Annotated in this window: 14 protein-coding genes; all 14 read right to left on the minus strand. The window is 31.0% G+C overall.

The window, feature by feature from the left end; genetic code table 11:
• Positions 1–41: 41 nt before the first annotated feature.
• The 14 genes from fba to HA141_RS04330 all read right to left on the minus strand — a co-directional run bounded on the left by fba (position 42) and on the right by HA141_RS04330 (position 12,907).
• Entirely contained in the window at positions 42–1,115 is a 1,074-nt protein-coding gene (gene fba / locus HA141_RS04265; protein ID WP_025972053.1) for a class II fructose-bisphosphate aldolase, read from the minus strand.
• A 147-nt stretch (positions 1,116–1,262) separates the two neighbouring features.
• Positions 1,263–2,330: a class I fructose-bisphosphate aldolase gene (locus tag HA141_RS04270; protein WP_209117216.1), complete on the minus strand. Its 1,068-nt coding sequence runs from the start codon at positions 2,328–2,330 to the stop codon at positions 1,263–1,265.
• Between the two features lie 103 nt (positions 2,331–2,433).
• On the minus strand, positions 2,434–3,531 hold the full coding sequence (locus HA141_RS04275) for a Gfo/Idh/MocA family protein (protein WP_209117218.1): 1,098 nt from the start codon (positions 3,529–3,531) through the stop codon (positions 2,434–2,436).
• Positions 3,521–3,916 (minus strand): hypothetical protein, encoded by a 396-nt coding sequence (locus HA141_RS04280; RefSeq protein ID WP_209117220.1) that lies wholly within the window; start codon positions 3,914–3,916, stop codon positions 3,521–3,523. The genes HA141_RS04275 and HA141_RS04280 overlap by 11 nt, the downstream gene beginning before the upstream one ends.
• 1 nt (position 3,917) lies before the next feature.
• Positions 3,918–4,799: an acetyl-CoA carboxylase, carboxyltransferase subunit beta gene (accD, locus tag HA141_RS04285; protein ID WP_209117222.1), complete on the minus strand. Its 882-nt coding sequence runs from the start codon at positions 4,797–4,799 to the stop codon at positions 3,918–3,920.
• Between the two features lie 142 nt (positions 4,800–4,941).
• Entirely contained in the window at positions 4,942–5,838 is an 897-nt protein-coding gene (locus tag HA141_RS04290; RefSeq protein ID WP_209117224.1) for a phosphoribulokinase, read from the minus strand.
• 89 nt (positions 5,839–5,927) lie between these two features.
• Positions 5,928–7,001 carry a 3-isopropylmalate dehydrogenase gene (leuB, locus tag HA141_RS04295; protein WP_209117226.1) on the minus strand — a complete coding sequence of 358 codons (1,074 nt, stop codon included), beginning with the start codon at positions 6,999–7,001 and terminating at the stop codon, positions 5,928–5,930.
• Between the two features lie 28 nt (positions 7,002–7,029).
• Positions 7,030–8,064 (minus strand): UDP-3-O-(3-hydroxymyristoyl)glucosamine N-acyltransferase, encoded by a 1,035-nt coding sequence (gene lpxD, locus HA141_RS04300; RefSeq protein WP_209117228.1) that lies wholly within the window; start codon positions 8,062–8,064, stop codon positions 7,030–7,032.
• A gap of 20 nt (positions 8,065–8,084) precedes the next feature.
• Entirely contained in the window at positions 8,085–9,167 is a 1,083-nt protein-coding gene (proB, locus tag HA141_RS04305; RefSeq protein ID WP_209117230.1) for a glutamate 5-kinase, read from the minus strand.
• Positions 9,164–9,658: a YqeG family HAD IIIA-type phosphatase gene (locus HA141_RS04310; RefSeq protein ID WP_209117233.1), complete on the minus strand. Its 495-nt coding sequence runs from the start codon at positions 9,656–9,658 to the stop codon at positions 9,164–9,166. The genes proB and HA141_RS04310 overlap by 4 nt, the downstream gene beginning before the upstream one ends.
• Before the next feature lie 5 nt (positions 9,659–9,663).
• On the minus strand, positions 9,664–10,200 hold the full coding sequence (locus HA141_RS04315) for a DUF3727 domain-containing protein (RefSeq protein ID WP_209117235.1): 537 nt from the start codon (positions 10,198–10,200) through the stop codon (positions 9,664–9,666).
• Between the two features lie 27 nt (positions 10,201–10,227).
• Complete coding sequence (ruvX, locus tag HA141_RS04320) at positions 10,228–10,689, minus strand: Holliday junction resolvase RuvX (RefSeq protein ID WP_209117237.1); 462 nt, start codon at positions 10,687–10,689, stop codon at positions 10,228–10,230.
• Entirely contained in the window at positions 10,686–11,741 is a 1,056-nt protein-coding gene (locus HA141_RS04325) for a hypothetical protein (RefSeq protein WP_209117239.1), read from the minus strand. Before HA141_RS04325 ends, ruvX begins: the two co-directional genes overlap by 4 nt.
• Positions 11,738–12,907, minus strand: a complete 1,170-nt coding sequence (locus HA141_RS04330; RefSeq protein WP_209117241.1) for a hypothetical protein — start codon at positions 12,905–12,907, stop codon at positions 11,738–11,740. The genes HA141_RS04325 and HA141_RS04330 overlap by 4 nt, the downstream gene beginning before the upstream one ends.
• Between the last annotated feature and the right edge of the window lies 1 nt (position 12,908).

Consider the following 12,908-nt stretch of genomic DNA (forward strand, 5'->3'; position numbering starts at 1 on the left):
CTCCAATTTTGGAGATCTTTTTTAATTAATTTGGGAAGAAATTAAACAGCAGCTTTTACTTTTGGATCTAAATCACCTTTTGCGTAAAGATCAGCAAAATAATTAGTGCTGTTTTGTTTGATCTTACTCGCTTGACCTTCGCACCAGAACTGCTTGTATCTATCAAGACAAACTTGCTTCATGTATTTTCTAGCAGGTTTGTTGAAATGTCTTGGATCAAAGTTTGCCTTATCAGCAAATGCTGCCTCTCTAACCGCGGCAGTGAAAGCAAGTCTGTTATCAGTATCAATGTTGACTTTCCTAACTCCATTTCTTATACCCTCTTGAATTTCTTCAACAGGAACACCATATGTTTGAGGAATTTCACCACCATATTTGTTAATGATATCCAACCATTCTTGAGGAACTGAACTAGATCCATGCATTACAAGATGGGTATTTGGAAGTGCTTTATGAATTTCAGCAATTCTGCTTATTGCAAGAACTTCTCCTGTAGGCTTCCTTGTGAATTTATAAGCACCATGACTTGTACCTATAGCAATAGCTAATGCATCAACTTTTGTTTTAGCAACAAAATCTGCAGCTTCTTCAGGATCAGTCAAAAGCATATCGGTAGAAAGTTCACCTTCAAATCCATGACCATCTTCTGCTTCACCTTTCCCTGTTTCTAATGAACCTAAGCAACCTAATTCTCCTTCAACACTAACTCCAACTGAATGGGCAAAATCCACTACTTTTTTAGTAACTGCAACATTATATTCGTAACTAGCGGGTGTTTTTGCATCTGCCTCTAGAGAACCATCCATCATTACTGATGTGAAACCATTTATTGCTGCTGAATAGCATGTTGATGGCTCATTACCATGGTCTTGGTGCATAACCACTGGAATATTTGGATATGTTTCTGTAGCGGCAAGGATTAGATGACGTAAGAAAATTTCTCCTGCATAATTTCTTGCCCCTCTTGAAGCTTGGAGGATTACTGGACTATCAGTTTCATATGCTGCTTCCATGATTGCTTGAACTTGCTCAAGATTATTAACATTGAAAGCTGGAATACCGTAACCATTCTCAGCAGCATGATCTAAAAGTAGTCGTAGTGGAACGAGGGCCATAATTAAAATAAGTTAGATGCTATGTAAAACATATGTTTCCGAGAGTTTAGTATAAAGAGGTATCAAATGTCACGTCATTAGATATACAAAATACTAAATAAAAGAAACTAATTTTATGACCCAGAGTATATTTCTAGAATTTTTTAGTTAATAAGTGTAGCCTGCTACAAACAATTGCTCATCGGATGAAGGTTGAGATCCTGCTACATAGGCACCTTTTGAAGCTTCAGAGTTTGCTTGGGCTCTTGCTATTAAAGCCTTTTGACCCCCTTCAACGTCGCTCCCTTTCCAAGCCTTTAAGCATGAGTGCTGTAATGCTCTTCCATAGGAGAATGAAACATTCCATAAAGCTTTCCTGTAAAGAGTGTTCATATTATTTAAATAAATAGAAGCAGCTTCTTCACTTAACCCTCCTGATAAGAAAACTATTCCTGGAACAGATGCAGGAACGCATCTTTCCATAGTTCTGATTGTCATTTCAGCGACTTTCACAGGATCAGCCTTTGTTGGACAATTTGCCCCATTAACAGTCATAGAAGGTTTTAATAGAGTGCCTTCTAGAAAAACTCCATTTTCCTGGCAGGAAATATAAACCTGCTTTATTACCTCTTCTTGGACTTCAGCAGTTTTTTCAATAGTATGATCGCCGTCCATTAAGATTTCAGGTTCAATAATTGGTACCAAACCAGATTCTTGAACTGATCTTGCATACCTTGCTAATCCCCAAGCATTCTCTTGAATTGATAGTTTTGAAGGACAACCATCATTTGTAATTTGAAGAACTGCTCTCCACTTTGCAAATCTTGCTCCTTGTTCATAATATTTTGCTGCTCTTTCAACTAACCCATCTAAGCCAGAGCAAAAAGTTTCTACATCTCCTGCTCCCGGAAGAGGATTTAGGCCTTTATCGACCTTTATGCCAGGAATAATACCTAAATCATTTAGTTTCTTAACCATTGACTCACCATCTTGGTGATTCTGATAAAGAGTTTCTTCGAAGAGGATTGCTCCACTTATATATTTGCCAAGCCCTTCTGTAGTAAAAAGCATTCCTCTATATGCCTTCCTATTCTCTTCAGTATTCTCAACTCCAATTCCAGCGAGTCTTTTACCTACTGTTTTAGTGGATTCATCTACCGCTAATATCCCTTTTCCTTTAGAGGCTAGTAATTTAGCATTTTCTTTAAGCTCATTTTTGTAATAATTTAAAGCCATTCTTTAATAATTCAGTTCAATTGATTTTTCCAGAATATGAAAAAAAAATAAAATCAATCCAATACTTTATCGGGTGATAATTGCTACTTATAAATGTATAGCTTTAAATTTTGATACTTAATCCACTTTTCGAAGATTCTCTTATGGCTTCGCAAACTTTATGACTAGCAAGTCCCTCACATAAGCCAGGGATTACAGGTGTTCTATTAATTATGCTCTGAGCCCATAAATTTTGAATTCTCAAAACTGGAGCTATTCTCCCATCAGTCCATGTTTTTTCAAAATTAAAACTTGAATCTGCAGTTAGATTTTGTAATTTATTTTCGTTGTTTGAATATTTCAAATTAAAACCATGTACATAATCTTTTTGGTTTTCGCTTTTAAGAATAAGTGAACCTTCGCTTCCATATATTTCTAAACTAAATCCTCTACCGTTTTTAGAAATCGATGATAAAGATACCTGACATGGAATAAGATTGGAGCTGTAGTTTGATATTTCTATATTGGCTAAACATACATCTTCACTCGTAACATCATTTAAATCAGATGAATTAGGTAAAGGTCTTTTTCTTATTGATGTTGCTAACTTACCAGACACGTTTATTGCTTCTCCAAAAAACCAATTCAACATATCGAATGCATGAGTACCTAATGCGCCAATAACTCCACCACCTTTTTCTTCCAACGAATACCAATTCCAGAATCTTTTGGGGTCAGATCTACTGCCCATTAACCAATCTAATTTGACTAAATATATATCTCCTAAGATATTTTCATCAACAATCTTTTTTGTCTGAAGGAAAAGAGGTACTGCTCTATATTCAAAATCAACACATACGCTTAAATTATTAATCAATGATATTCTCTGAAGCTCTTCAATTTCTGAGGAGGATATCGAAACGGGTTTTTCTAGAAGCAAATTTTTATTATTCTCAAGAGCTTGTTTTGCTAATTTAAATCTTGATTCAGGAGGGGTAGCAATTATAATTCCATCAATTTCCGGAGATTTAATTAAGTCATCCCAATTATAAAAAAAATCTAAGCCCGTTTCTTTTTCTAGAATTGATTTTTGCTTTTTCTCGTAATGATAAATAGCTACAGGATTTAAATAATCAGACTCTTTTAATGCCTCTAAATGAACTTTTTTACCAAACCCTAGTCCAGCGATTGCTATTTTTAATTTTTTATTTTTAATATTCATTAATAAACTCTGAACAGCTATTTTCAATAACAACATCTATGAGTTCATCATTATTAGAAGTTTGCCATTTTGAATTGAATTGAGGTATTCCATTTATGGAAGTATCTTTAAACTTTTTTTCATCGCAATTAATTCTCATTACATAAAGTGATAACTCTCCATCTTTATCAGAATTAGTTGGATTTTTAAAGAACTTTGTTAAGACACTTATTTCACCATTTGAAAGTGGCTTAATACTACCTTTATCAAGCCATTCTTTCCCTTCATTATTCTCTTTTAGTAGTACCCAGTCAACATTTCCTATAGCATATGAACAGGAAGCAAAATTTAAAATAAAAAATAAAAGGCTTAAAGTAAAATAAAAGAAATTTGAAATAATTCTCATATTACGTATTTGCTTTTGCAAGTTCTTTTACACCATGAATTTTCAAAATTTTAGTCAGAGTATCCTTGAGATCTTTCCTTTTTACTATTACATCAACAAAACCATGCTCAAGAAGATATTCAGCCGTTTGAAAATTATCGGGTAATTTTTCTCTTAATGTTTGTTCTATAACCCTTCTTCCAGCAAATCCAATCAGAGCTTTAGGTTCCGCCAAAATTAAATCACCTAACATTGCAAAGCTTGCTGTTACTCCCCCAGTAGTTGGATGAGTTAATAAAGGCATATAAAGAAGATTTTTTTCTTTATGCTTTTTTAGTGCTCCAGATATTTTTGCCATTTGCATGAGACTTAACATGCCTTCTTGCATCCTTGCTCCTCCTGATGCGCAAACAATAAGAATTGGAAAATTTTCTAAAGTTGCTTTTTCAATTATCCTTGTGATTTTTTCACCAACGACTGAACCCATGGATCCTCCCATAAATCTAAAATCCATAACAGCTAATGCTAAAGGCATTGAATTTACAGAGCAGATACCTGTTACGACTCCATCTCTTAAACCTGTGCCTGCTTGACTTTCTTTAATTCGATCAGCATATGACCTTCTATCTTTAAAACCTAAAGGATCTGTAGGACTTAGTGAACTATCAAACTCTTTGAATGAATTTTTGTCTGCAATTATATTTATCCTTTCATCGCTATTAATCCTGTTGTGATGTCCACAATTACTACAAACATTGAAATTTGAAATTAGATCTTTTCTATAGGCTACTTGCGAACATTCTGAACATTTAACCCACAAGCCATCTCCCTCATCAGTATCTTGCGAAACTTTCCCAACAAATTGATCTTTACGCCTTGCGGCAAACCAGTCGATTAATGACACAACGTTACCTGTTTTTTCTATTTAAATCTAAATAAGGTACTTTTATCAAGAAAGATATATAAAAATTTGAGATCTTCTAGATTAGAAACTCCTCAAAGTAAAAAAAATATAATGATTTTAGTTGATAATCGAAAATTAATTATTATTTATTTTTCTCCTCAATCATTTTATGAATTATTGGAGTAAGAATTAGTTCCATTGCGAAACCCATTTTTCCGCCATTTACGACGATACTTGTTGGACTTGACATAAATGAATCGTTAATCATTCCAAGCAAGTATTGAAAATCAATCCCCCATTTCTCTCTTGCTCCTTTTCTGAAATGTATGATGACAAAGCTCTCGTCAGGAGTTGGGATATTCCTGCATATGAAAGGGTTGGAAGTGTCAATTGTGGGAATTCTTTGGAAATTAATATCGGTTTTGCTGAATTGTGGGCAAATGTGATTTATATAATCAGGCATTCTTCTCAAAATAGTATCCACAATGGTTTCCGCTGAGTAACCTCTTTCTGCATTATCTCTATGGATTTTTTGAATCCACTCTAAATTTGTTATAGGGACAACACCAACAAGTAAATCAGCATAAGATGCTACATTGTATCCCTCACCATCTACCCCGCCATGCAAACCTTCATAAAAAAGAACGTCTGTTCCCTCAGGAATATCTTCCCATGGAGTAAATTGCCCAGGTTCTAAGGATGTCCCAAGTCTTGTATTATGTTCTTCTGCTTCTTCAAGACTATGTAAATAATATCTTTTCTTTCCTCCACCTGTTTCACCATAGATTTTAAAAAGTTCTTCTAGCTTGTCAAAAAGATTAGCCTCTGGACCAAAGTGAGAGAAATTTTCACCTTTTGAGAGAGCATCTGCCATAGCTTTTTTCATAGGCATTCTTTCAAACCTGTGGTAACTATCACCTTCTACAACTGCGGGAACAATATCTTCTCTTGCAAAAATATGCTCAAAGGCTCTTTTTACTGTACTTGTTCCTGCTCCTGAAGATCCTGTTACAGCGACTACTGGATGACGTTTTGACATTTTTTAAAAACAATATTTAATGATTCTGACAGGTCATATGCCAACTTTATGTTTTACTTAAAAATATTTTTTTATTTATTAATTTTTTTTTAAATTTCATCTATTATTTTATCTCCGATTTCACTGCATGATAGAACTTCAGAGGAACCATCAGCTAAATCGGCTGTTCTAAATCCGTTTGATAAAACTTTATCAATAGCAGTTTCTAAATCTTCTGCGGCTTCTTCTTCATTTAATCCAATTTTTAACATCATGGAAGCGGATAAAAGCATCGCAATAGGATTTGCAATGTTTTTACCAGCTATATCAGGTGCCGAACCATGAACAGGTTCAAAAACTCCAGGACCATTATTGTTTAGAGAAGCAGATGGAAGCATCCCAATAGAACCAGTTAACATTGCGGCTAAATCGCTTAATATGTCACCAAATAAATTACTTGTTAAAATCACATCAAATTGACCAGGGTCTCTAACTAATTGCATTGCTGCATTATCTACGTACATATTGCTTAGAGATATATTCTTATCTTTTGAGGTAATTTTTAAAACTGTATCTCTCCACAATTGACTAACTTCAAGAACGTTAGATTTATCAACAGAACATATTTTTTTATTTCTTTGGTTAGCAATTTTTATTGCTATTTCAGTTATTCTTTCTACTTCCGCCGAATCATAAACCATCGTATTGAAAGCTTTTGGGATTTTTGTATTTGTTATATGTCCTCTTGGTTTTCCAAAATAAATACCACCTATTAATTCTCTTACAACAATAAGATCTACATTCTCAACGATATCTTTTTTTAATGTACTTGCATCTAAAAGAGATTTTCTTAATTTGACAGGTCTTATATTTGCGAAAAGGTTTAGGGTAGATCTTAACTTTAGTAAACCACTTTCTGGTCTTAATTCTCTTGCAAGAGAGTCATATTTAATATCTCCAACACATGCTAAAAGTACAGCATCACTTTTTTTGCATTGATCTAGTGTCTCATCTGGAGCAGGAGTCCCATATTTTTCATAAGCTATCCCCCCAAATAATTTGTCAATAATCTCAATATCGAAATTATGATTTTTTGAAAGCTTTTTTAAAACTTTTTTTGAAACTGCTGAAATCTCTGGTCCAATTCCGTCACCTGACAATAAAACAATCTTATATTTTTTCATTTAAATTTTGGTTTAATAGAACAATAAATTATTGTTTGTCTAATTGTCTAAGTTTTTTTGCTAATTCTGGTAATTTTTTAAATATACTTGAACTCCTTAGCCATAGTTTATTTTCAATCGCAGGGAAACCACTAATTACCTTGCCATCTTCTATGTCGCAATGGATCCCGCATTTTGAACTCGCTATGACGTTATTCCCAACTTTTACTCTATTATTGACTCCTACTTGTCCTGCTAAAATAACACCATCTCCAATATTTGCTCCTCCAGCAATACCAACTTGAGCTGCAAATGCGCAATTCTTGCCAATTTTAACTCCATGACCTATTTGTACTAAATTATCTAACTTTGTTCCTTCATCAATAAAAGTAAATCCTACTGCCGGTCTATCAATACAACAATTCGTTCCAATTTCTACAAAACTCATTATTTTTACACCACCTTTTTGAGGCATCTTTACCCATTTGCCATTTTTAGGAATAAAACCAAATCCCTCTGATCCAATAACAGAATTTGAATTAATTACACAATTATTTTTTAGAGTTGTATTTTCATAAATAACGCAATTTGGATGAATTACATTGTTATCTCCTATTCGAACATTGCCTAAAATTGATGATCCAGGAAGAATATGATTATTGAGACCAATTACAGTATTTTCTCCAATATAGACATTAGGTCCAATATGGCAATCTGCTCCAATTATTGCTGTTTTATCAATAACAGCTGAAGAGTGAATTCCTGGTTTGAAATTGATAGTTTTATATAAACAATTCAACACTTCTGCAAATGCAATTCTTGGATTTTTAACGATTATATTTGATATCTTTAGTTTCTTTAGGACGCTAATAATTTCATTGTTGTTAGTAGTTATTATTGCGGATGCTTTAGTTTGATTTAATTTTTCTTTAAGTATATTATTTTCTTCTAAAAAAGTTATTTGATGGTTAACTGCAGAATCTAATGAGGCAGCATCATCTATATTTAAATCTTCAAAAATATTGGCACTAATAAAATTTGAATTTCCTTTTTTTACTAGATCAATTAAATCACTTAAAAGCATTTTTCAGTTTTAATTTTTTTCTAAGAGAGAGCAAGAACATCTCTGTGAACGACAATTATCGAGGAGTTGTTATTTTCTTTATTATTTAAGATACTTCTTAATTTGTCGCTACTTATTGATACTAAACCTTTTGCAACTTCTTTATTATTTGTATTTACGATTTTAACTGCCTGATTAACAGTAAAGTTCCCTTCTACATTCTTGACACCAACCGCTAAAAGTGAGGCACCTTTTTTTTTAATTGCAAAAGAAGCTCCATCATCTAAAGTTATTTTCCCTACTGTTTGTATTGCATGTGAGAGCCAACTTTTTTTGTTTCTTATAGGTTTTTCTACAGGATAAAATAAAGTTCCAATTTTATTATCATTAAAAACTTCAATTAAGTTATTTTTATTAGTTCCATCAACTAGTTGGACTTCAACTCCTCCTTTTGTTGCTATTTCTGCAGAAATTAATTTTGTAGAAATTCCTCCTGTCCCCCATTCATTATTCGAGTTTTGAATATTTCTATCTTTAATGGCTTTTAATTGACTATTATGAACTTCTTTAATAGGTTGCGCATCTTTATTATTACGTGGATCTTTTGAGTAAAGATTTTCAATATCAGTTAATAAAATAAGCTTGTTAGCATTTGTAGCTAAGGCAACTAAAGCAGAAAGGGTATCATTATCTCCATATTTAAGCTCTTCATTTGCTACTGTATCATTTTCATTTACTATTGGAATAACATTCAAATCGATTAATTTTTTTAAAGTTTTTGAAGCGTTATTAAAGGATTCTCGTGAATTGAAATCAGCTTTAGTTATTAAAATTTGAGCGATATTGTGACCTAATTTATTAAATACTTTATCGTACAAGGACATTAAATTAACTTGACCTACTGCAGCAGTAGCTTGAAGGGTACTTAAATCATTTGGTCTCGTTTTAATATTTAATTTTTGGCAACCTAATCCGACGGCTCCACTAGTTACTAAAATTAAATTGTTTCCTTTAGATAGAAAATTTGTAAAAGATTTAGAAAGGGTTTCAATTACTTCTTCTGTAGATGTTTCCTCAGTGCCTCTTAAAATACTAGTACCAATTTTTATAACCCAAGTTTTCATTTTATAAAATAAGAAATTAATTTTTCTATTGTCAAAGTTAAATTAAATTTTATAGGCAATCCATCTATATTCAATCGCTTAACTAATATTGTTTTTATATTACATCTATTGCCGACAATAATATCTGTAAAAATTCTGTCACCAATAATGGCTATATTTTTTGACTCAATGCCAATTTCTTGGATTGCAGACAAAGTTACTTTTTTTCTTGGTTTTGATGCATTGTGTTTGTACCTTAAATTTAATTCATTCGCTATTTTTGCGATTCTTTTTTTTGATGGATTATTACTTATTAGATATAGGGAGAAAATTTTTTTAGATTCATTTATCCAATTTTTTACAGCTGTTGGGATCATGTTTGACTTTCTATTTACTAGAGTCCCATCCACGTCTAGCAATAAAGAATTAATTCCTTTTTTTTGCAAATCAGATTGAGATATTGCATATATTGGTAACTTTGAATCCCAATTTACTTTTAGGATAGATCTCATTTATTTTAAGAACTACATTTTTCAAGCTCAGTTTCAATCAAAGGTTGAATTTTATCGAACTCATCATCTTCAACTAATAAGGCACCTTTGTCTTTTAATTTACCAACAATAAAAAAAGGATCTAGTGGAATATATAAGCCATATTCTTGGTCAAAAAGATTAAAGTTAACAAGTAACTCATAACTCTCGCTATCATCATCGACATAATCTTCCTCTAATTCGTCGTAAATTGGTTCTTCAAGTTCTCCTGATACTGTTAATGTAACGGCTGATCTGATAAGTCTTAAATCATGTTCTTGAAGAACAGCTTCAGCATTTTTTAGTATTTGTTCATTTTTATCTATTTTCTCAATTAGTTCATGTTCATCTTTTTCATTTATCTTGAAAAGACTTACTGGAGTATCCACTGGTGTTAATAAAGCATATTCTTGTCCTTCAACACTTACTAATTGTTCAAGATAACAAAATAGTTCATTTCCATTTGAGTCATTTAATATTAATGTCTGTGCATCATAATTATCATTTGAGTTGATTTCTTTCATTTAAAAAAATATCTATCCTCTATAATCTTAATATTTTATCTGACTTTTACCAGCTAATTCTTCTAACTCAGGACCTTCTTCGATCCATTGTTCAAGTATTATTTTTGCTGAAAAACTATCAATCAATCCAGATTTATCTTTTTTTATTCCAAATCTATTTGAAGATTCCCAGGTTGAACTATGTTCATTAACGTAAGAAAATGGAAGCTTTAATTCATTTGAAAGTAATTGGCCGTAATTTTTACAGTCAATAGCTTGAGTGGTCATTTGACCTTCCTCATCAAGTGGAATACCCACAATAAAACCAGTCAAATTTAATTTATCTATATGATTTCTAATGATTTTAATCTCTTGATTATTATCAAATCTTTTTACTGCTGGAAGTATATTTGATGTTATACATAGGGGATCACAATAAGCTAATCCTATTCTTTTTATACCTACATCCAAACTCAAAATTGATTTTTGTTTGGGCTTGCAAAATTTCACTTTGTTTTTAATGGAAAAGGAGATGGATATGGATTACCCTGAGGACTTAATTTTTCAAAGATTGATTCTAAAGATTGATTTAATTTATTTATTTGTTTGGCTTCATTCTTAACTATTGTGTTCCTAATAAGAATTATCTCTTGATTTTTTTCTTTGAGATTACATTCTTCGAGAAAAAGATTTAATTGAGAATTTTCTTTATAGGTTTTTAAATATGAAACAGAAGTTTGTTCAAAAAATCTTTTTATAAATTGTTTTAAAGTTGAGTTGAATCTTTTATCCCAATATCTGCTTATGGTTAAAGTATAAATTTCTTTTTCTTGATAATTTATATCTTTTAAAATTGTACATAAAACTGAATTTTCATAAAATAAGGCGCCACTTTTAGAGTCATTTCTTTTAAGAATGTCGTCTTGATCAAAATCTAAAATATTTCTTATTAAGGGAGATTGATTTGATCTTATGAAATTCACTATTTTCAATATATTTTTTTTATTAATGTTTTGGAATTCATTAATTAATTCATAGCCATGGGTATTTTGCTTTAAAGATTCATTTTGATCACAACCATCCCAAAGTATTATCTCCCCTATAGGTTGAAATCCTGATTCTCTTGAGGTTGATATGAGGTCTAAATTGTTAATATCAGAGTTAATTATCCAACTTGAAGTTTTGATGTCTTTTATTGAGATAGATTTTTTTATTAATCCTAAAGTTAATTGTTTATCTGTAAAAGAACACTTGCTTTTAATTAACTTAGGCTTAGATATTTTTAAGCAAGTCTCTTTTTTGTTTAAAGGAAAAATATTCAAATAACCTATAATTTCTTTTCCAGAAATAGCAATTATGCATTTGTTTTTATTCTTCTTAAGGTTATTTAAAAAAATTTTTAAGTCATCAAAAGTATTTATAATTGCCATCTTTAAAAACCATTTATTCAATTCCTTATTTTTAATATCTATTAAAAGGTTTATGTGCCTTATATGGAGTTCTTCAAAAGTTACTTCCATTCCTTTTTTAGATTGAAAAGAATAGGAGGTACCTTTTTTCATTTAATTAGTTCTCTTATTAACACTATAGGGGTTTTTTCATCTCCGTTGCCAGCTGGATTAGATTTTAAGTTTCTTTTGAGTATTTTATTTACTGTTTTATTTGAACTAGCTAAGACTTTTACACCTCCAAGGTCGTTAACATCGACTACAGCAACATCTATATTTAGATATTTCGAGACCTCTTTACAAAATAAATCCGCATTGAGAGGACCCATAACTATACTTTTGTCGTAAGGTGTGACTGTACCGCTTATATCGTCAATCAGAGAGGATTCTGAACCAGTTAATCTATAAAAAATCCCATTAATTCCAACTAATTTAAATAGAAATCCAATAATTAATGCGAGGGTTATTCTTGTGACACCAATTCTATTAATTAATAATTGCATGCCACAGGCTGTTGCAAGACTGCTTGTAGGATGAAAAAAATAACATAAAGCTTTCGAAAATAAAGTATATTCTAAATTCTGTGGGGAAATATATCTATTTTGCATAATCGCAAGTGGACTCTCTCCGATTGTTAAAATATCATTTTTTTCTACAATTTCTTTACAGTATTCAATCACAGTATTTACTGGATCATCAAAACAACCAAGTAAATCAGTTTTAATAGCAAAGGCCTTGTATTTATTATTAATTTGAATTTCATAAACTTCTTTTGGTCTTTGTTTTTGACCATCTAAATTAATTAACAAACAATCCTTTTTTTTGAAAATGCCAAAATGTCCATAGTTCTCCCAAAATACTTTTAACCATAGATATTTTATTTTTTTCCTAAAATTATTATTATTAAATTTATATATGATTCTTACGAATAATTCTGAATTTGACTTGATAATTGTTGTTGGCCAGTAATTATTTAAATTCTTAATTTTATTATTTTCATATATATAAATATCTTCTTGATAATTCAAATTTTGGCAATATTCGTTACCTTTACTTTTAAAAAAATCTAATTCAAAATTTATATTTGATACCATCGTCTCTTTCGTTTTACTTTTATTAGTTATTTTTAAATCAATAACTAATTCGTTTAAACCATCCTTTTTTTTGATTTTGTAATTTATAGGTTCAAGATTTAACTTTGTTTTGGATGAGTTTTTAATATATAAATCTGAAAGAATTAAAAAAATTAAAAGAACTAAGAGGATATTTATTAATATCATT

Source organism: Prochlorococcus marinus XMU1402 (genome assembly GCF_017696205.1).
Lineage (GTDB): Bacteria > Cyanobacteriota > Cyanobacteriia > PCC-6307 > Cyanobiaceae > Prochlorococcus_A > Prochlorococcus_A marinus_AC.

Bases quoted from the DNA above. Each gene is read 5' to 3' on its own strand.
- HA141_RS04330 (WP_209117241.1), bottom strand. From the start codon at position 12,907: ATGATATTAATAAATATCCTCTTAGTTCTTTTAATTTTTTTAATTCTT.
- HA141_RS04275 (WP_209117218.1), bottom strand. From the start codon at position 3,531: ATGAATATTAAAAATAAAAAATTAAAAATAGCAATCGCTGGACTAGGG.
- proB (WP_209117230.1), bottom strand. From the start codon at position 9,167: ATGAAAACTTGGGTTATAAAAATTGGTACTAGTATTTTAAGAGGCACT.
- HA141_RS04325 (WP_209117239.1), bottom strand. From the start codon at position 11,741: ATGAAAAAAGGTACCTCCTATTCTTTTCAATCTAAAAAAGGAATGGAA.
- HA141_RS04280 (WP_209117220.1), bottom strand. From the start codon at position 3,916: ATGAGAATTATTTCAAATTTCTTTTATTTTACTTTAAGCCTTTTATTT.
- fba (WP_025972053.1), bottom strand. From the start codon at position 1,115: ATGGCCCTCGTTCCACTACGACTACTTTTAGATCATGCTGCTGAGAAT.
- HA141_RS04310 (WP_209117233.1), bottom strand. From the start codon at position 9,658: ATGAGATCTATCCTAAAAGTAAATTGGGATTCAAAGTTACCAATATAT.
- HA141_RS04315 (WP_209117235.1), bottom strand. From the start codon at position 10,200: ATGAAAGAAATCAACTCAAATGATAATTATGATGCACAGACATTAATA.
- lpxD (WP_209117228.1), bottom strand. From the start codon at position 8,064: ATGCTTTTAAGTGATTTAATTGATCTAGTAAAAAAAGGAAATTCAAAT.
- HA141_RS04270 (WP_209117216.1), bottom strand. From the start codon at position 2,330: ATGGCTTTAAATTATTACAAAAATGAGCTTAAAGAAAATGCTAAATTA.
- HA141_RS04290 (WP_209117224.1), bottom strand. From the start codon at position 5,838: ATGTCAAAACGTCATCCAGTAGTCGCTGTAACAGGATCTTCAGGAGCA.
- leuB (WP_209117226.1), bottom strand. From the start codon at position 7,001: ATGAAAAAATATAAGATTGTTTTATTGTCAGGTGACGGAATTGGACCA.